This is a genomic window from Flavobacterium sp. HJSW_4 (assembly GCF_042436695.1).
Classification (GTDB): Bacteria; Bacteroidota; Bacteroidia; order Flavobacteriales; family Flavobacteriaceae; genus Flavobacterium.
Window position 1 is genome coordinate 192991 of record NZ_JBHNPP010000005.1, and the last position, 18626, is coordinate 211616.

The window sequence follows — 18626 nt, forward strand, 5'->3', positions numbered from 1 at the left end:
AAATGAAGAATTCTATATATCTATTAATTATTAGTTTATCCTTTGCAGCTTGTAGCGGCGGTGACGATCCGAAACCTGCAGAGAATACGGCGCCAACTGTTCCTGTGCTTTCGCTTCCTGTTGACAATAAATTATGTTTAGACAATAATGTGTCTTTTCAATGGCAAGCTTCTACAGATGCAGAGAAAGATGTTATCGCATATCAGATTCAAATTGCAAAAGACAATGCATTCAGTCAAATTGCAATGACATTAGATAATGCATCTCTTTCTACAAGCACTTTACAATTAGATAAAAACACGGCATATTACTGGAGAGTAAAAGCAACTGACACTAAAGGTCTATCAAGCGCTTATTCTTCAACATTTAAATTTTATACTTCAGGAGAAGCTGTTGTGAATCATTTGCCTTTTTTGCCAGAATTGATTTCTCCGACATTCAATTCTGCTTTGAGCACAACAACTGCAAGTTTGAAATGGAACGCATCGGATGTTGATGCTTCAGATGTTCTTACTTATGATGTCTATTTTGGAACTGCAAATCCGCCAACTGCAAAAGTAAGCGAGAATGCAAGTTCAAAATCATTTGATGTTACACTTCAGCCTACTACGCAGTATTATTGGAAAATTGTTGTAAAAGACAATAAAGGTGGTGAAACCGTAGGTCAAGTTTGGAAATTCAAAACAAACTAAAACTTAAAATTACAGTTAGTTAAATTAAAAAAATCCCGTTTTCATTCTGTTGATAATGGGATTTTTTTTGTAACGTTAAATTATTTGATTCGTAAGAAAATAAGCTGCAATTCGTATACTTGCATAACCAAAAAAACAAAAACTAAGCCTATGAAAATAAAATTACTCTTGCTGCTTTTGTAATACACACTTGGTTGTTTTAAGAAGCGCCATTTCTATGATTATCTAAGAATAAAACTCTTTAAAAAAACAAAGAAAATCTAAAGAATTACTTATCTATAAATATGAAAACAAAACTACTTTTATTACTTTTTTTTATCGGTTTATCGTCCTTTGCCCAGACACTTCCTTCGAATGTTCCGGCAAATGGACTGATTTTTTACTATCCTTTTAACGGAAACGCAAATGACATAAGCGGACATAATATCAACGGAAATCCTTCAAATCTAACTCCTGTCTCTGATCGGTTTGGGAATAGTAATTCTGCTTATTCATTTAATGGAATAAACAGCAGCATGCAACCTTATTTGGCAAATAATCCTCAAGTCAATAATACCCGAACTATTACTGGCTGGTTTAAAGCCTTTTCGCCAATTAGCAAAAGCATGGATTTTGCAGTAATAAATTACGGGAACAATCCAGATAACGCTTTTAAAATGAGTTTTTATGCTAAAGGTTATTTAGATATCATTTTTGAAAAACAAACTTTTTCATCTCAAAAAAATTACTTCAATAATCAGTGGACCTTTTTTGCTTTGACTTTTGATGATAATACTAATTTCTTTTCATTGTATATCAATAATGTTCTCGAATTGTCTGGAACTGCAGATTTGTTCCCTAACGGATTTGGCGATTCATTAAGAATAGGAAAAAACAATGAAAAAGACTTTTTCGAAGGAGCCTTAGATGATATTGCTATTTGGAATCGTGTCTTGACTCCAGCAGAACTTTCTGCTTTATATACTCCTGGACCACCATCTTATACCTTGATTCCTGACACTAATTTTGAGAAAAAATTAATCGAATTAGGAATTGATACTGATGGATTAAATGGAAAAGTTCTTACCAAGAATATTAGCACTCTAATGTTCTTAGACGTTACCAAAAGTAATATTTCAGATTTAACAGGAATACAAGATTTTGCATCATTAACTTATTTGCATTGTGGTCAAAATTCATTAACAACACTAAATATAAGTAAAAATACCGCTCTAACTACTTTAGACTGTAGTAGCAATAGAATAACCTCTTTAGACGTAAGCAATAATATTGCTTTGCTCACTTTGAGCTGCTATGCCAATCAATTAACTAGTTTAGATATTAAAGCAAATACGGCGTTAACAAAATTAGATTCGGGTGCAAACCAATATACTTCTTTGGATGTAAGCTCAAATACTGCTTTAACATTTTTGGGCTGTAATACAAGTCAATTAACTAGTTTAGATGTAAGTAATAATACAGCTTTAAAACTGCTGGATTGCCGTGAAAATAAATTAACCTCATTGGATGTTTCTAAAATCACTACTCTAACAGAGTTGTATTGTCAGTCTAATCAAATAACAGATTTGAATTTAAGCAAAAATAAAGTTTTAGAATATGTAAACTGTTCAAAAAACCAACTAACCACTTTAGACATTAGCATAAATACTTCCATGGTTGGTTTATATGCTGTTTCTAATCAATTAACGAGTCTAAATTTGAAGAATGGAAATAATAAAAATTTCCTTCTAAACAATTATACAAAATTTACAAACAATCCAAATTTGACTTGTATTCAAGTTGATGACGCTGTTCATTCAAACGCAAATTGGGCTACTCTTAAAGATGCCACCGCAAATTTCAACACAAACTGTCTAGAGGAATATACATTAATCCCTGACAGTAATTTTGAAGATAGATTAATCATGCTTGACATAGATAAAGATGGTAAAAATGGAAAAGTATTGAATACTAGCATCTCCAAAGTAGAGCATTTATACGTTGGACAATATGGTATAAAGGATTTAACAGGGATTAGCGGTTTTACTTCACTTAGAGGATTAAAGGTTTCTGGAAATGAACTAACTTCTTTAGATTTATCTAAAAATACTCTTTTAGATACTTTAGATTGTTCTAACAACAAACTTAGAACTCTGAATTTAAAAAATGGAAACAATAAAAATTTCTATAGCAAAAAATCTAATTTTTCCAACAATCCTGATTTGACATGTATTCAGGTTGATGATGTTGCATATGCTAACGCAAATTGGGCAACTATAAAAGACGGAACAGCTAGTTACAACACGAACTGTCCTGAATTCTATGCTACAATTCCTGATAGTAATTTTGAGCAAAAATTAATCGATCTAGGAATTGACACTGACGGCTTAAACGGAAAAATTACAATTGCAGATGTCAATTCTATTACAAGTTTGGATCTTTCAAACAGTAATATCAAGAATTTAACTGGACTTGAATATTTTACTTCATTAACAACCTTAGACGTGAGCAACAACCAGCTTACAACATTAGATGTGTCCAAAAATACTAAGCTTACAATTGTATATGCGGTGAATAATCCTTTGGTTTCTTTAAATATCCGAAACGGAAATAACCTTAATTTTATTTTGCCATCAAATACTGGCAAAAAATCTGCTTCTGCATTATATACTTCTTTCTTAGGGCTTACAACTCTTAGCTGTATACAAGTTGATGATGAGAATTATTCGAATGCCAATTGGTCAAATATTAAAGAATCAACTACTGTTTATGCGAATACTTGTAAAACTTTGGGCGTTGATGAATCTACTCGCAGTCAAGCTGTAATTTATCCGAATCCAACAAAAGGAGAAATAAACATCAGTAATGTTGCATTAGACAAAGCGACAGTTTACAATTCGCTAGGACAATTAGTAAAATCTTTTACTTTAAACAATGCAAATACAGACAACACAATCAATTTATCTGGCTTGCCAAGAGGTGTTTATTATGTGTTTTTAATTAATGGAGATGCCGCTTCTGCGAAAAAAGTTATCGTAGAATAATAATCACTAAATAAATCTAAAAATCCCATTTTCAACTGAATGAAAATGGGATTTTTTATATTTAAAATATTCTGTTTAAAGAATTTCTTCACAAGTAAAAACATCTTTTAATCGAACTCCTTTTTCTGTGTGCTCGACAGTTATAATCTGATTATGAGCGTCATGTTCTAAAAACAAATAATGATTGTTATCTGCAGCTAAATTTAAAAATTTCGATTTCTCAGGCATTGTCAGCAAAGGTCTTGTATCATATCCCATCACATAAGGAAGCGGAATATGTCCAGCTGTAGCTAATAAATCGGCACAAAAAACAATCGTTTTATCTTGGTATTTTATGTACGGAATCATTTGTTTTTCGGTGTGGCCGTCAACATAATAGATATCGAAATTTAATTCTTTTGAAAAACCAAAATCAGATTCAGGCCTTTTAACAAAATTCAATTGCCCGCTTTCCTGCATTGGCAGAATATTTTCCGAAAGGAAAGAAGCTTTTTCACGAGGATTTGGTTTTATTGCCCATTCCCAATGGTTTTCGTTTGTCCAGAATTTAGCATTTTTAAAAGCAGGCTCGTAACCCGTTTTATCCGAATTCCATTGCACGCTTCCTCCGCAATGATCAAAATGCAAATGCGTCATAAAAACATCTGTAATATCATCACGATTGAATCCGTATTTTGCTAAAGACTTATCTAAAGAATGCGACCCCCAAAGCGAATAATACCCAAAGAACTTTTCTGATTGTTTATCGCCCATTCCGGTATCAATTAAAATAAGACGATTTCCGTCTTCAATTAATAAACAGCGCGCAGCAATATCAATCAAATTATTGGCATCGGCAGGATTGGTTTTATTCCAAATTGTTTTGGGAACAACGCCAAACATCGCGCCTCCATCTAACTTAAAATTTCCAGATTCTATTGGGTAAAGTTTCATGAGAATGATTTTCTAAAAGAACAAAGCTAGAAAATTCAAACTCCTTTTGCTAAAAATTTAAGATTAAAAACTTCTCGATTATTCTAATGTGATCGAAGTGCTACCCATTATTTCCTGTTTATCAAAATAATTCACAAAATAAGTTCCTTTCTTAAACTGATCTGCATTTAAAATTCCGTAAGCATTTAGAGATTTTCCTTGAAAATCGGCGCTAACAATGAAACTATAAACCAGCGCTTTATCATTTCCAAATTCAATCAATTTATTGTCTCCTAAAACCGTATTTTTTTGATCTAAAACCTGAACATAAAAGACTTTTCTTCCCGTCTTTGCAACAGCATTCCCATTAACTGTAAAACTAATTTTAAGCTTTTTTGTGTTCTTTGCTTTTGTCGTTTCCAATTCTGCTCCAGAACTTTTTTCACGAAGTGCAATTGCTTTAAAATTGCTTAAATAAAGCTTTGAAGCATCTTTAAGAGTCGATTCTAATTTCTTTTGTTTAGAAATTAAAGTGTCATTTTCTGCCTTTTGCTGATACATGACAACATTTTGGCTTTCTATTTCTGTCAATAAATTTTTATTCTGAGATTTCAATTTTTTAATCTCCGTTACTTTACTGTCCAACGAAGACCGTAGTCCAGAAAGTTGGTTTCTGTAAATTCTAATTTGATCGGCAGATGGATTTTGCGAAACTTTAATGATTTCCATCAAATTTTCGACATTCTTGCGCTCCAATTCCAGCTCTTTAGACAAAGATGTATTTTCTAAAAGCACTAAATCATAAGCCGCTTTCAGTGTATTTAACGAATCTAAAATATTTTCCTGCTCAGTTGTTTCGCTATTAGCAGCTAAGTCTTTTTTATTTTCGATTTTATCGTCTTCTTTTATTTTATCAGATTCACTGCTAAAAACTAGGACTGCAGCACCTAATCCAAAAACAAAAATTACTGCCAATAAGGGTTTCAGCCACTTATTTTTATGTTGTTTTTTCATAATTACTCACAATTTTTCGCAAAAGTATCAAATTAATAACCGCTATAAATCAGTATAAATACTTGTTTTTTAACATTTAAGAGCGACATTTGCAGCTTGATTCTGAAAAAGAAATTTCGTTTTTAAATTTCCATATCCATTTTATCAAAATAACTAATATCTATTTTCACATTTGTTATAATAATGTGAACCGTTATGGAAAAAGGTTTTTAAGTCGTATCTTTGCAGATAATTTCATTTCAACATTGACATACAGCACTTTAATTGTAATAATTTGATTACTATTTTTGAATGATTTAAAAGGAATGTTGAAAAAGATAAATACTATATAAAATGATAAAAGTTTCTGATACTGCTAAAAAGAAAATCATCGATTTGATGACTGATGATGGTTTTGACGCCGCAAGCGACTACGTAAGAGTAGGCGTAAAAAGTGGTGGATGCTCTGGTTTGTCTTACGATTTAAAGTTTGACAAAACCAAAGGAGAAGACGACAAAATATTCGTTGATAACGACATACAAATTGCTGTTGAAAAAAAATCATTCCTTTATTTAGCTGGAACAATTCTAGAATTCTCTGGCGGATTAAACGGAAAAGGATTTGTTTTCAATAATCCGAACGCGAGCAGAACTTGCGGATGCGGGGAATCATTCTCTTTATAGTCAAAAGCAGAAAGTCAGAAAGTCTTAAAGACTGCCAATTGACTTTCCTTTAGACCTTAAAAACTTTAAGACAACATTAAAAAATATAATGAGCAAATACACCGAAGACGATTTAAAAATCGAACTGGAAACTAAAGAATATGAGTACGGATTTTATACTAATATAGAATCTGAAACTTTTCCTATTGGCTTAAACGAAGAGATTGTAAGAGCTATTTCTCTTAAAAAAGAAGAACCTGAGTGGATGACCGAATGGCGTATCGAAGCTTTCCGTGCATGGAAAGAAATGATTGAGCCAGAATGGGCAAATGTTCATTACGAAAAACCAGATTTTCAGGCGATTTCTTATTATTCAGCTCCAAAAGCTGTAGATCCTAATAAAACTTTGGATGATGTAGATCCTGAATTATTAGAGATGTACAAAAAGTTAGGAATCTCTGTAGACGAACAGAAAAAAATGAACAATATCGCTATGGATATCGTTGTCGATTCTGTTTCTGTTGCTACAACTTTCAAGAAAACTTTGGCAGAAAAAGGAATTATTTTCTGTCCAATTTCTGAAGCAATTAAAGAGCATCCAGAATTAGTAAAAAAATATTTAGGTACTGTTGTCCCTCAGAAAGATAACTTTTATGCCGCTTTGAATTCAGCTGTTTTCTCTGATGGAAGTTTCTGTTATATTCCAAAAGGTGTAAAATGTCCGATGGAACTTTCAACGTATTTCAGAATCAACCAAGCAGGAACTGGACAATTCGAAAGAACTTTAGTTATTGCTGATGCTGGAAGTTACGTTTCTTACCTTGAAGGATGTACAGCACCAAGCCGTGATGAAAATCAATTGCACGCAGCTGTAGTTGAATTAATCGCTTTGGATGATGCTGAAATCAAATATTCTACAGTTCAAAACTGGTTCCCTGGAAATAAAGAAGGAAAAGGTGGAGTTTACAACTTCGTAACGAAAAGAGGTTTATGCGAAACAAACGCTAAAATTTCTTGGACACAGGTTGAAACAGGTTCTGCTGTAACTTGGAAATACCCTTCTTGTGTACTTAAAGGAGATAATTCAGTAGGAGAATTTTATTCTATCGCTGTTACAAATAATTTCCAACAAGCGGATACTGGAACAAAAATGATCCATTTAGGTAAAAACACTAAATCGACTATCATTTCTAAAGGTATTTCGGCTGGAAAATCACAAAATAGCTACCGTGGTTTAGTGCAAATTTCGCCAAGAGCAGAAAATGCAAGAAACTTTTCTCAATGTGACTCATTATTAATGGGTAACAATTGTGGGGCGCATACTTTCCCTTATATCGAAAGTAAAAATCCATCTGCAAAAATCGAGCACGAAGCAACTACAAGTAAAATTGGTGAAGATCAAGTTTTCTATTGCAACCAAAGAGGTATTCCGACTGAAAAAGCGATTGCCTTAATTGTAAACGGTTTCAGTAAAGATGTATTAAACAAACTTCCAATGGAATTTGCTGTTGAAGCTCAAAAACTATTAGAAATTTCTTTAGAAGGATCTGTAGGTTAATTTGAAGATGGAAAATAAAACAGTCATCATTTTAGGTTCTTCCAGAAAAAACGGAAACACAACAAAAATTGTGGATGAAATTTCGAAAGAACACAACATAGATGTAATTAATTTAAGTGATTATACTATTTCCTATTATGATTACGAAAGCAAAAATATAGGCGACGATTTTTTGCCTCTGATTAGAGGAATTATCGAAAAGTATGACACTTTAATTTTTGCAACGCCCATTTATTGGTATAATATGAGCGGAATTATGAAGGTCTTTTTCGACAGAATTTCAGATTTAATCCGAATTGAAAAAGAAACCGGAAGAAAACTAAGAGGAAAGAAAATCGGAGTAATTACAAATTCACACGATAATGAAATCGAAGAGAGTTTTTACATTCCGTTTCAAAAATCAGCCGATTATTTAGGCATGGAATATTTAGGACATGCGCATTACAATGCAAACATCCTAAACCAACAAACAAAAATAGAATTGACATTTATATAAAATAAAGAACAATGTTATCAATAAAAAACCTTCACGCCGCGATTGGTGATAAAGAAATCCTTAAGGGAATTAATATAGAAGTTAAAGCTGGAGAAGTTCACGCGATAATGGGACCAAACGGTTCTGGAAAAAGTACACTTTCTGCTGTTATTGCAGGAAACGAAAATTATGAAGTTACAGACGGAGAGGTAATTCTTGACGGAGAAGATCTTGCTGATTTAGCTCCTGAAGAAAGAGCACACAAAGGTGTTTTCCTTTCTTTTCAATATCCGGTAGAAATTCCTGGAGTTAGCGTGACTAACTTTATGAAAACTGCTATCAACGAAACGCGTAAAGCAAACGGACAGGAAGAAATGCCTGCAAACGAAATGCTTAAAGTGATTCGTGAGAAATCTGAATTGTTAGAAATCGACCGTAAATTTTTATCTCGTTCTTTAAATGAAGGTTTTTCTGGAGGAGAGAAAAAAAGAAATGAGATTTTCCAAATGGCAATGTTAGAGCCAAAATTAGCTATTCTTGACGAAACCGATTCAGGTCTTGATATCGATGCTTTAAGAATTGTGGCTAATGGTGTAAACAAATTAAAAAGCGACAAAAACGCAATTATCGTTATTACACACTACCAACGTTTGTTAGATTATATCGTTCCAGATTTCGTTCACGTTCTTTACAACGGTAGAATCGTAAAATCAGGCGGAAAAGAGTTGGCTTACGAATTAGAAGAAAAAGGATACGACTGGATTAAAGCAGAAAACTAGTTTACAGTTACAGTTTACAGTTTACCAAACTCATAACTTATAACTCATAACTTATAACTAAAGAAATGGATTTAAAAGAAAAATTAGTATCGTCTTTTATGGCTTTTGAAGAGCGTGTTGATGTGCATTCAGATTTGCATGACATCCGTACAAATGCTATAAAAAACTTCGAAAATAAAGGTTTCCCAACCAAAAAGGAAGAAGCTTGGAAATATACATCGCTAAATGCCATCTTAAAAAATGACTTTACGGTTTTTCCAAAGCAGGAAAGCGCAATCGAATTTAATCAGGTAAAAAAATACTTTTTACACGAAATTGACACTTATAAATTAGTTTTTATTGATGGTGTTTTCAGTTCGCATTTGTCTTCTACAACTCACGACGGAATCGATGTTTGTTTGATGTCTTCGGCATTGACCAAACCAAAATATAAAATGGTTATTGACACCTACTTCAACCAAATTGCAAGTAAAGATGATAGTTTGACTTCATTGAATACTGCTTTTGCGATTGAAGGTGCATTTATCAATATTCCGAAGAAAAAAGTTGCTGATAAACCAATTGAAATCATGTATTTCTCAACTGGTAATGAAGCTGCTTTAATGGTTCAGCCAAGAAATTTGGTTATTGTTGGTGAAAATTCACATGTTCAAATTATTGAGCGTCACCAAAGTTTGAATGAAAATCCGGTTTTAACAAATTCAGTTACAGAGATTTTCGCTCAAAAACGTGCGATTGTTGATTACTATAAAATTCAAAACGACAATAGCGAAGCGAATTTAGTTGATAACACTTATGTTTCTCAACAACAAGAAAGCCACGCTTATGTTCATACTTTCTCATTTGGAGGAAACCTTACACGTAACAACTTAAACTTTTACCATTTCGGCGAAAGATTAACTAGTACGTTGAACGGAATTTCGATCTTAAATGACAAACAACACGTTGACCATTATACTTTGGTAAACCACGCGCAACCAAACTGCGAAAGTTTCCAAGATTATAAAGGAATTTTCTCTGATCGTTCGACAGGAGTTTTCAACGGAAAAGTTTTGGTTGAGAAAGAAGCTCAAAAAACAAACGCTTTCCAAAAAAGCAACAACATTTTATTGAGTGATAAAGCGACAATCAATGCAAAACCACAATTGGAAATTTTTGCTGATGACGTAAAATGTTCTCACGGATGTACTGTTGGACAGCTTGATGAAACAGCAATGTTCTACATGCAGTCTCGCGGAATCCCGAAAAAAGAAGCTAAAGCTTTATTGATGTACGCATTCTCAAATGCTGTTATCGAAAGCATCAAAATACCTGAATTAAAACAAAGAATTACTAAAATCATTGCCATGAAATTGGGCGTGAATTTAGGATTTGATTTGTAATAGATTCTTTTAACAAATAAAAACCCGATAAGCTTTAAAAACTTATCGGGTTTTTATTTTATATGATTTCCGCATTTCCAACTAAATTAGGCCCTTCGTGAATCCACCAGATTTGTCCTTTACTAAGATACTTTTCGATGGGCTGATTAAGCAAAAACCTTACTGTAACTATTCTTTCTTCACCTGGTTCTATGGTAGTTTTATTTTCAAAAATAATATCTCCCATAAAAGTTTGATTTATTTTTCCATCGCTCCCATATTCAAAAACATGATTAGGTCGATAACCACTAATAATTCCTGTTCGCCTTCCTCCTTCTAGAGTACCTTTTAATCTAATTTTAGCTTTAACAGGCAGCAATTCACTTGAATTTTCATATTCTAAATCATTATAAGTCATTAACGTATATTTGTCATAAGCCATTATGTCAAATATTTTAGAATTTCCGGAACTGAGCCAGCGTTTATATATTAGAACTCCATTCATATATAAATAAAGCTCTTCATTTTCTATTCTTTTTAAAATTGCCATTTATTATTTCTTCACACTATCCATAACCTCTTTCAAAAATCCATTAAAATCAAATCCTGGTTCTTCTTCCCTAACTCCCATTCTCACAATTACCATATCTTTTGATGGAATAATCGCTACCATTTGACCTTGATAACCGCTGCAATAATACATATCACGAGGAACATCTGGGAATTTTCCTCCTGCGTTTAACCAAAATTGAGCTCCATATTTTCCTTCTGAAGTATTGGTTGGAGTTGCGGTGTATTTCACCCAGCTTTCGTCAAGGATTTGTTCGCCGTTCCAATTTCCCTTATGCAGATATAATAATCCAAATTTTGACCAATCGCGCGGTGTTGCCCATCCATAAGATGATCCGACGAAAGTTCCGCTCATATCTTGTTCAACAATCATCGAGTTCATTCCGATTTTGTCGATTACGGCGCTGTACCAAAAATCAAGATATTCTTGTTGTGTTTTAAATTGTCTTCTTAAAATCAGAGATAATAAATTGGTTGTTCCAGAAGAATAATTCCAATGTGTGTTTGGTTTAAATTGCGCCGGTTTTTCCAATTGCACTTTTCCCATATCTTCAGCTTGAAAAAGCATTTTTGTAGCGTCGCAGATTGTGCTGTAATTCTCTTCCCATTCTAAACCCGAATTCATGTGAAGCAGATCGTTAAGTGTAATATTTTTGCGTTCGTCATTTTTCCATTCTGCAACTGGAGAAGGTTTATAAATATCGATTTTTCCTTGTTTTGCCAAAACTCCAAAAGCCGAACTTGTGATACTTTTCGTCATCGACCAGCCTAAAATTTTACTGTCTTTATTAAATCCTGTATCGTATTTTTCAGCAATTAAATGGTCTTTGTATAAAACTACAACCGCACGAGTTCTTTTAATTCTTCCTCCAGTTTTGTCGAAAGCATTATCAACCGCTTTTTTCAATTTTGAATAATCAACATTCGAAAATGCTGAATCTTTTGGTTCGTTATTTCCGTATGGAAAAGGAAGATTATTTTCTAGTTTCGTTCTTTTTGGAAGCAAATATGGCTTAGAAACATCAAAATTATCATCAATCAAAGTTGCTCCAAGACCTTCTCGATAAATTGCTTTTCTTTCTTTCAATCCATAAACTGAAGCAATTGCAAACTTCCCAGCATCATCAATTGAGTTTTTAGCCAAATCAATCATTTTAATATCATTGTCAGTTTTTTGAATTAAATCCAACGGACGATTGTCTATAAAATGTCCAGAAGCGACACTTTTAGCCGAAAAACCAGAAATCAAATCAAGTTTCGGATACGTCGTAAATCCGAAGTACAAAAAAGCCAGAACCAATACAAGAAGGAATACTTTGAGAAATTTTTTCATAATGATTAGATATTTTTACTGCAATATAAATAATTTATGTTCACGATTTTAAGTGTCAAATTAGAAAACTGTTTCAGATAATTCAGAAAACCGAATTGATTTTTACGGAATCAACATTTACGCCTTGAGGCAATGGCGCCATAAAAGGAAATTATAGAATTTCTGCATAAACAAATTTAGTTTTAGTACTTTTGTAAATAGATTTTTTCTAAATAAGACATGCTAGATATTCAAAAAATAAGAGCTGATTTCCCGATACTTTCTCAAACTGTAAACGGAAAGCCATTAGTATATTTCGACAACGGAGCTACTTCGCAAAAACCACAAGTTGTAATTGATGCAGAAGTAAAATATTATAACGAAATCAACGCCAACATTCACCGTGGCGTTCACACTTTAAGCCAGTTAGCAACTGATGCTTATGAGGTTGCTCGTGGAAAAGTAAAAGAGCACATCAATGCAAAACATGCTCACGAAGTGCTTTTTACATCAGGAACTACACACGGAATTAACTTAGTCGCAAACGGATTTGCTTCGATTTTAAAACCTGGTGATGAAGTAGTTGTTTCTTCTTTGGAACACCATAGCAATATTGTGCCTTGGCAAATGTTATGCGAGAAAACTGGAGCAATTTTAAAAGTTATTCCAATCAATGACAATGGAGAATTGATCATGGAAGAATTTGACAAATTGCTTTCAGACAAAACGAAAATCGTCACTGTAAATCATATTTCAAATGCATTGGGAATCATCAACCCAATTAAATATATTATTGACAAAGCTCACGCTGTTGGTGCTGCCGTTTTAATTGATGGTGCACAGGCTGTTCCACATTTAAAGCCAGACGTTCAGGAATTAGATTGCGATTTTTATGCTTTTTCTGGTCATAAAATGTGCGGTCCAACAGGAACTGGAATTTTGTATGGAAAAGAGACTTGGTTAAACAAACTTCCTCCTTATCAAGGTGGTGGAGAGATGATTAAAGAAGTTACTTTCGAGAAAACAACTTACGCTGATCTTCCTCATAAATTTGAAGCTGGAACTCCAAATATCGCTGGCGGAATTGTTTTAGGAACTGCAATTGATTATTTAAATGAAGTTGGTTTCGAAAATATTCAAGCATACGAGCACGAACTTTTAGATCACGCTACAAAACGTTTATCTGAAATTAAAGGCATCAGAATCTATGGAACAGGAAAAAATAAAGCTTCTGTAATTTCGTTTAATATTGATGGAATCCATCCGTATGATGTTGGTTCTATTATAGATAAATTAGGAATTGCGGTTAGAACAGGACATCATTGCGCGCAACCAATCATGAATTTCTTCTGTATTCCAGGAACAATTCGTGCTTCTTTCTCTTTCTACAATACAAAAGAAGAAATTGACGCAATGGTCGATGCTGTGAAAAAAGCACAAACTATGTTAAGCTAAAAATATGCGAATACTATCAATATTACTTGTAACACTTTTTATTGCATCAGGATGTTGCAGTCAAAAAAAAGCAGATATGAAATCGACTCAAATTGAATATTCTGCCCTTTCAAGAGGTTATTACAAAGTGATAACTGTTCAAGACAAAACAGTTTCTGTTGCTAAAGACCGTAACGCTGAACCTGTTAAAAACAATATCGATGATGCAAAATGGAATCAAATCGTTGATGCATTTTCGAAAGTTAACTTGGAAAGTTTAAGCACTTTAAAAGCACCTACTGACAAACGTACTTATGATGGTGCTGCAATAGGAAATTTAAAAGTAACAAAAGATGGAAAAACCTATGAAACTCCTGGTTTCGACAATGGTTTTCCACCAAAAGAAATCGAAAAACTAGTAAATTTATTAGTTGATTTTTCTAAAGAATAATTATGACGATAAAAGAAATTCAAGACGAAATAATAGACGAATTTTCAATGTTTGATGACTGGATGCAGCGTTATGAATACATCATCGAATTAGGAAAAAGTCTTCCGTTAATCAAAGAAGAATACAAAACCGACGAGAATTTAATCAAAGGCTGCCAGTCGAAAGTTTGGTTACAAGGTGAACAGCAAGATGATAAAATTGTTTTCACCGCAGATAGCGATGCTATTTTGACAAAAGGAATAATTGCGATTTTAATTCGTGCTTTCTCTAATCAAAAAGCAAAAGATATTCTGGAAGCAGACACTGATTTTATTGACGAAATCGGATTAAAAGAACATTTATCAGCAACACGTGCCAACGGTTTGGTTTCGATGATTAAAAACATCAAAATGTACGCTTTGGCTTTTGATGCTAAAAACAAAAAATAGAGAAATTTTTAAACCATATAAGTCATATAAGTTCATGTAAAACAAGACTTAGATTTTCTTATATATTTAGATGGTTAGAAAAAAACAAAGTGAGATTTATCTTTCTTTTTATTTGTATTATTGCTAAAAAAAGTAATGATAACAAAGAAATATTTGACTGATTTGATATATCGGGTCAATGGGGCGGCGATTGAAGTTCATAGAAAAATTGGGGCAGGGCTTTTAGAAAGCATTTATCATCAATGTATGATTAAAGAACTTTCCTTGAGAGGAATTAATTTTCAATCAGAATTGAAGATTCCTGTTGAATACAAAGGTTTGGAGTTAGAATCAGATCTAAGATGTGATTTATTTATTGAAAATTGTTTAGTTCTTGAATTAAAAGCTGTTTATCAAATTATTCCAATACACGTCGCCAAACTAATGTCTTATATGAAGCTTTTAGAATCTCCAATAGGATTAATGATAAATTTTAATGTAACAAATATTTATCATGAAGGTCAAAAAACATATGTCAACGAATTATATCGATGGCTAGAAGATTAAAAAAACAATTATTAAACACATTTTAGGTAGTACAAGTCAAAACTTAAATTTTCTTATATTACTTATATGGTGGAAAAAACAAAAAAATGGTACAAGAAATAGACACAAACGAATTAGGAGAATCAATCGTAAGAGTTTTAAAAGGCATTTACGATCCTGAAATCCCTGTAGATATTTACGAATTAGGATTAATTTACGATGTAATGGTAAACACAGATTACGAAGTAAAAATCTTAATGACGCTTACTTCTCCAAACTGCCCAGTTGCTGAAAGTTTACCAAGAGAAGTAGAAGAAAAAGTAAAAACAATTGAAAACATCAAAGATGTAGACGTTGAAATTACTTTCGATCCGCCTTGGAGCAAAGATTTAATGAGCGAAGAAGCGAAATTAGAATTAGGAATGCTTTAAAAAAGTATACAGCTTACAGTCTCAGTCTCAGTGTTCAGCTGAGACTGAAAACTGTGACTGAAAACTTAAAAAAAATGGAAGAAATTATCAATAAAGTTGCCAATAGTGCTTTAGAAGTCTTTGATTTAGAGGATTATTATCCAAAGGGAATGCGTATGCAAATTGACATTTCGCAATGGCTTTTGGAAGGATTTTTATTGAAAGAAAAAGACTTTAGAGAACATCTTAAAAACCATGATTGGTCGCAATATCAAGATCAATATGTGGCTGTAAATTGCAGTACAGATGCTATCATTCCTGCTTGGGCATTAATTTTAGTAAGCGTTCATTTAGCACCTTTTGCAAAAAAAGTAGTTAACGGAACTATTGAAGATCTGGATGCAAGTCTTTACGAAGAAATTCTAAGCACAATTGATTATTCTGCTTATAAAGGCAAACCTGTCATTGTAAAAGGCTGCTCTAGAAAACCAGTTCCGATGAGAGCTTACATTTTAGCTACAACTTATCTTCAGCCATTTGCAAGAAGTATTATGTATGGCGAGGCATGTTCAGCAGTACCTTTATACAAAGAATCTAAGAAATAACCTGCAATAACAGGCTAATACCCCTTAACTTTCCATTGGTTTTTAGTATATTTGATAATACACTCTAAACTAAAAACCATGAGAAAGCTAACTCTATTACTTTTCATTTTAGTAAACTTCACATTTGTACAAGCCCAAAATTCAGAAAAAGAGCTAGTCAAAAATACTGAAAAAGCAGTAAAAAAAATTAACGACACCATAGAAGGAGAAGGATGGAAAACGAAAGGAATTGTCTCTCTTTTATTGAATCAATCTAGTTTTAATAACTGGATTGCGGGAGGAGAAGACAGCTTTTCTGGAACATTGGGAGTCAATTACGATTTCAACTACAAAAAAGACGATGTCACTTGGGACAATAAACTTTTAGCCTCATATGGTTTATTGCAGACTAAAAATGCCGATTTTGAAAAGAAAACTGATGATAGACTCGAATTCAACTCTATAGTCGGAAAAAGAGCATTTGGAGAATGGTATTACTCTTATTTCCTAAATTTCAGAACACAATTTACAACTGGATACCTTTACGGACAGGATGCAAACGGGAAAGAAATCAGAACGGAGCAAACTAAGTTCATGTCACCTGGATATCTAACCACTGGACCTGGTATATACTGGTCTAAAGACGAAAATTTAAAAATAAATTTTGCTCCTCTAACTTCAAAATTCACTTTTGTAGACAACGCCTATACAAGTGGAATTGATAGATTTACTGGCCTGCCTTATGTAGATGGCGCTTATTTTGGAGTGGACGAAGGCAAAACTATGCGTTACGAATTAGGTTTCTACTCATCGATTTATTACAAATTAGCCATTATGACCAATGTTACCGCAGAAAACACTTTAAACCTTTACTCAAACTATTTAGAAGACCCTCAAAATGTAGACATGGATTATTCTCTTAATATTATCATGAAAGTAAATAAATTTCTGTCTGCAAATTTCTCATTTCAGGCAATATATGATGATAATGCTTTCCGCGGATTCCAAACCAGACAGGTATTCGGCTTAGGAATTAGCTTTGGATTCTAATGATCCGAAGCAAGCCAAACATATAACATAAAAAAAGCGCTCTCAATTGGAGCGCTTTTTTTATTCTTCTTCGTCTTTTTCGACTGCATCCTTATAATCTGGATACAAGAAGTTATTATATGGGAATCGAGTTATATGAATCTGGCGAACCGCTTCATAAACTCTCTCTCTAAATTCCTCAAAGTTTTCTTTGTTTCTAGCAGAAATAAACAACGCTTTATCTTCCCCAACATTACTCATCCACGTCTGTTTCCATTCGCCAAGAGTATAATGTTTACGAGTTCTTTCTGTAATCAAATCATCTTCATCGATAGTAAGATGTTTGTAAGTATCGATTTTATTAAAAACCATTATGGTTGGTTTATCGTTACTTTTTATTTCTTGCAAAATCCTATTAACCGATTCAATATGATCTTCAAAATCAGGATGCGAAATATCTACAACATGTAAAAGCAAATCAGCTTCACGAACCTCATCTAACGTACTTTTAAAAGAATCTACCAATTGTGTTGGCAGTTTTCTAATAAATCCAACCGTATCCGAAAGTAAAAAAGGCAGGTTTTTTATAACCACTTTTCGAACTGTTGTATCTAAGGTTGCGAATAATTTATTTTCAACAAAAACATCACTTTTACCGATTGCATTCATCAATGTCGATTTTCCAACATTGGTATATCCAACCAACGCGACACGAACCATTGCACCGCGATTGCTGCGCTGAATTCCCATTTGTTTGTCAATCGTCTTGATTTTCTCTTTTAGCAACGAAATTCTATCACGAACAATACGTCTATCGGTTTCAATCTCCGTTTCTCCAGGTCCACGCATACCGATACCCCCTTTTTGGCGCTCAAGGTGTGTCCATAAACCAGAAAGTCTTGGCAATAAATATTGGCATTGCGCCAACTCAACCTGTGTTCTTGCGTATGAAGTTTCTGCTCTTTGTGCAAAAATATCTAGAATCAAGTTTGTTCTGTCTAAGATTTTACAGTCAATAATTCTTGAGATATTTTTTTGTTGTGATGGCGTTAATTCGTCATCAAAAATTACAGTCGATATTTTATTTTCAACCACAAAAAGATTGATCTCATCAATTTTTCCCGTCCCTACAAAAGTCTTCGGATTAGGGCGTTCCATTTTCTGCGAAAAGCGCTTAATAACCTCACCTCCAGCGGTAAAAGTTAGAAACTCCAATTCGTCTAAATATTCATTTAGTTTTTCTTCACTTTGACTCTGAGTAACAATACCAACAATTACTGTTCTCTCAAAATTTATAACTTCTTTATCTAACATAGTCTCGAATAAGCTACAAATTTAATCATTTGTCAGCTACAATCAATTATACAATTTTGTTTTTACATTTATATTAAACTATACTTCAAAAAAAATGGAACCCGTTAAGATAA

General features: G+C 33.1%; 19 protein-coding genes. 14 read left to right on the top strand and 5 right to left on the bottom strand.

The genetic code is table 11. The features are described 5' to 3' along the window. Positions 1-2: 2 nt before the first annotated feature. On the top strand, positions 3-692 hold the full coding sequence (locus ACE01P_RS06935) for a hypothetical protein (RefSeq protein WP_379695632.1): 690 nt from the start codon (positions 3-5) through the stop codon (positions 690-692). A 284-nt stretch (positions 693-976) separates the two neighbouring features. Further along, positions 977-3715, top strand: coding sequence for a LamG-like jellyroll fold domain-containing protein (locus ACE01P_RS06940; protein WP_379695634.1), 2739 nt, complete (start codon positions 977-979; stop codon positions 3713-3715). Positions 3716-3790: 75 nt separating this feature from the next. On the opposite strand, the gene ACE01P_RS06945 is transcribed toward ACE01P_RS06940, so the two are convergent. Then, the gene (locus ACE01P_RS06945; protein WP_379695636.1) at positions 3791-4648 is read right to left on the bottom strand and encodes an MBL fold metallo-hydrolase; all 858 of its coding nucleotides are present in this window, start codon (positions 4646-4648) and stop codon (positions 3791-3793) included. Positions 4649-4726: 78 nt separating this feature from the next. Then, positions 4727-5641 carry a hypothetical protein gene (locus ACE01P_RS06950; protein WP_379695638.1) on the bottom strand — a complete coding sequence of 305 codons (915 nt, stop codon included), beginning with the start codon at positions 5639-5641 and terminating at the stop codon, positions 4727-4729. A 333-nt stretch (positions 5642-5974) separates the two neighbouring features. On the opposite strand from ACE01P_RS06950, the gene ACE01P_RS06955 reads away from it, so the two are divergent. From ACE01P_RS06955 to sufD, 5 genes are all read left to right on the top strand, one after another. Next, the gene (locus tag ACE01P_RS06955; protein WP_012023267.1) at positions 5975-6304 is read left to right on the top strand and encodes an iron-sulfur cluster assembly accessory protein; all 330 of its coding nucleotides are present in this window, start codon (positions 5975-5977) and stop codon (positions 6302-6304) included. A gap of 88 nt (positions 6305-6392) precedes the next feature. Then, complete coding sequence (gene sufB / locus ACE01P_RS06960) at positions 6393-7841, top strand: Fe-S cluster assembly protein SufB (protein ID WP_379695640.1); 1449 nt, start codon at positions 6393-6395, stop codon at positions 7839-7841. 7 nt (positions 7842-7848) lie between these two features. Further along, positions 7849-8337 (top strand): flavodoxin family protein, encoded by a 489-nt coding sequence (locus ACE01P_RS06965; protein WP_379695642.1) that lies wholly within the window; start codon positions 7849-7851, stop codon positions 8335-8337. Between the two features lie 11 nt (positions 8338-8348). Beyond that, a complete protein-coding gene (gene sufC, locus ACE01P_RS06970) occupies positions 8349-9095 on the top strand; it encodes a Fe-S cluster assembly ATPase SufC (RefSeq protein WP_008466070.1) in 747 nt (248 codons plus the stop codon). 65 nt (positions 9096-9160) lie between these two features. Then, complete coding sequence (gene sufD, locus ACE01P_RS06975) at positions 9161-10477, top strand: Fe-S cluster assembly protein SufD (protein ID WP_379695645.1); 1317 nt, start codon at positions 9161-9163, stop codon at positions 10475-10477. A gap of 58 nt (positions 10478-10535) precedes the next feature. Here the strand turns inward: sufD and ACE01P_RS06980 are convergent, their stop codons facing one another. Both ACE01P_RS06980 and ACE01P_RS06985 read right to left on the bottom strand, forming a co-directional pair. Then, positions 10536-11006, bottom strand: coding sequence for a hypothetical protein (locus ACE01P_RS06980; RefSeq protein WP_379695647.1), 471 nt, complete (start codon positions 11004-11006; stop codon positions 10536-10538). Positions 11007-11009: 3 nt separating this feature from the next. After that, entirely contained in the window at positions 11010-12359 is a 1350-nt protein-coding gene (locus ACE01P_RS06985; protein ID WP_379695649.1) for a serine hydrolase domain-containing protein, read from the bottom strand. A gap of 219 nt (positions 12360-12578) precedes the next feature. Here ACE01P_RS06985 and ACE01P_RS06990 point away from each other — a divergent pair, with 219 nt between their 5' ends. The 7 genes from ACE01P_RS06990 (at position 12579) to ACE01P_RS07020 (ending at position 17220) form a co-directional block, all read left to right on the top strand. Then, positions 12579-13793, top strand: a complete 1215-nt coding sequence (locus ACE01P_RS06990; protein WP_379695651.1) for an aminotransferase class V-fold PLP-dependent enzyme — start codon at positions 12579-12581, stop codon at positions 13791-13793. Between the two features lie 76 nt (positions 13794-13869). Further along, complete coding sequence (locus ACE01P_RS06995) at positions 13870-14223, top strand: hypothetical protein (protein ID WP_379695653.1); 354 nt, start codon at positions 13870-13872, stop codon at positions 14221-14223. 2 nt (positions 14224-14225) lie between these two features. Beyond that, positions 14226-14651, top strand: coding sequence for a SufE family protein (locus ACE01P_RS07000; RefSeq protein ID WP_379695655.1), 426 nt, complete (start codon positions 14226-14228; stop codon positions 14649-14651). 135 nt (positions 14652-14786) lie between these two features. Continuing rightward, positions 14787-15197 (top strand): GxxExxY protein, encoded by a 411-nt coding sequence (locus ACE01P_RS07005; RefSeq protein ID WP_379695657.1) that lies wholly within the window; start codon positions 14787-14789, stop codon positions 15195-15197. Positions 15198-15283: 86 nt separating this feature from the next. Beyond that, positions 15284-15607 (top strand): SUF system Fe-S cluster assembly protein, encoded by a 324-nt coding sequence (locus ACE01P_RS07010; RefSeq protein ID WP_379695659.1) that lies wholly within the window; start codon positions 15284-15286, stop codon positions 15605-15607. Between the two features lie 74 nt (positions 15608-15681). After that, positions 15682-16191, top strand: coding sequence for a DUF2480 family protein (locus ACE01P_RS07015; RefSeq protein WP_379695661.1), 510 nt, complete (start codon positions 15682-15684; stop codon positions 16189-16191). A 78-nt stretch (positions 16192-16269) separates the two neighbouring features. Further along, positions 16270-17220, top strand: coding sequence for a DUF3078 domain-containing protein (locus ACE01P_RS07020; protein ID WP_379695663.1), 951 nt, complete (start codon positions 16270-16272; stop codon positions 17218-17220). Between the two features lie 60 nt (positions 17221-17280). Here the strand turns inward: ACE01P_RS07020 and hflX are convergent, their stop codons facing one another. After that, the gene (hflX, locus tag ACE01P_RS07025; protein WP_379695665.1) at positions 17281-18513 is read right to left on the bottom strand and encodes a GTPase HflX; all 1233 of its coding nucleotides are present in this window, start codon (positions 18511-18513) and stop codon (positions 17281-17283) included. Positions 18514-18626: the final 113 nt, after the last annotated feature.

What these genes read in the sequence shown, in the direction of transcription:
- ACE01P_RS06935 (WP_379695632.1), top strand. Translation starts at nt 3, where the DNA reads ATGAAGAATTCTATATATCTATTAATTATTAGTTTATCCTTTGCAGCT.
- ACE01P_RS06940 (WP_379695634.1), top strand. Translation starts at nt 977, where the DNA reads ATGAAAACAAAACTACTTTTATTACTTTTTTTTATCGGTTTATCGTCC.
- ACE01P_RS06945 (WP_379695636.1), bottom strand. Translation starts at nt 4,648, where the DNA reads ATGAAACTTTACCCAATAGAATCTGGAAATTTTAAGTTAGATGGAGGC.
- ACE01P_RS06950 (WP_379695638.1), bottom strand. Translation starts at nt 5,641, where the DNA reads ATGAAAAAACAACATAAAAATAAGTGGCTGAAACCCTTATTGGCAGTA.
- ACE01P_RS06955 (WP_012023267.1), top strand. Translation starts at nt 5,975, where the DNA reads ATGATAAAAGTTTCTGATACTGCTAAAAAGAAAATCATCGATTTGATG.
- sufB (WP_379695640.1), top strand. Translation starts at nt 6,393, where the DNA reads ATGAGCAAATACACCGAAGACGATTTAAAAATCGAACTGGAAACTAAA.
- ACE01P_RS06965 (WP_379695642.1), top strand. Translation starts at nt 7,849, where the DNA reads ATGGAAAATAAAACAGTCATCATTTTAGGTTCTTCCAGAAAAAACGGA.
- sufC (WP_008466070.1), top strand. Translation starts at nt 8,349, where the DNA reads ATGTTATCAATAAAAAACCTTCACGCCGCGATTGGTGATAAAGAAATC.
- sufD (WP_379695645.1), top strand. Translation starts at nt 9,161, where the DNA reads ATGGATTTAAAAGAAAAATTAGTATCGTCTTTTATGGCTTTTGAAGAG.
- ACE01P_RS06980 (WP_379695647.1), bottom strand. Translation starts at nt 11,006, where the DNA reads ATGGCAATTTTAAAAAGAATAGAAAATGAAGAGCTTTATTTATATATG.
- ACE01P_RS06985 (WP_379695649.1), bottom strand. Translation starts at nt 12,359, where the DNA reads ATGAAAAAATTTCTCAAAGTATTCCTTCTTGTATTGGTTCTGGCTTTT.
- ACE01P_RS06990 (WP_379695651.1), top strand. Translation starts at nt 12,579, where the DNA reads ATGCTAGATATTCAAAAAATAAGAGCTGATTTCCCGATACTTTCTCAA.
- ACE01P_RS06995 (WP_379695653.1), top strand. Translation starts at nt 13,870, where the DNA reads ATGAAATCGACTCAAATTGAATATTCTGCCCTTTCAAGAGGTTATTAC.
- ACE01P_RS07000 (WP_379695655.1), top strand. Translation starts at nt 14,226, where the DNA reads ATGACGATAAAAGAAATTCAAGACGAAATAATAGACGAATTTTCAATG.
- ACE01P_RS07005 (WP_379695657.1), top strand. Translation starts at nt 14,787, where the DNA reads ATGATAACAAAGAAATATTTGACTGATTTGATATATCGGGTCAATGGG.
- ACE01P_RS07010 (WP_379695659.1), top strand. Translation starts at nt 15,284, where the DNA reads ATGGTACAAGAAATAGACACAAACGAATTAGGAGAATCAATCGTAAGA.
- ACE01P_RS07015 (WP_379695661.1), top strand. Translation starts at nt 15,682, where the DNA reads ATGGAAGAAATTATCAATAAAGTTGCCAATAGTGCTTTAGAAGTCTTT.
- ACE01P_RS07020 (WP_379695663.1), top strand. Translation starts at nt 16,270, where the DNA reads ATGAGAAAGCTAACTCTATTACTTTTCATTTTAGTAAACTTCACATTT.
- hflX (WP_379695665.1), bottom strand. Translation starts at nt 18,513, where the DNA reads ATGTTAGATAAAGAAGTTATAAATTTTGAGAGAACAGTAATTGTTGGT.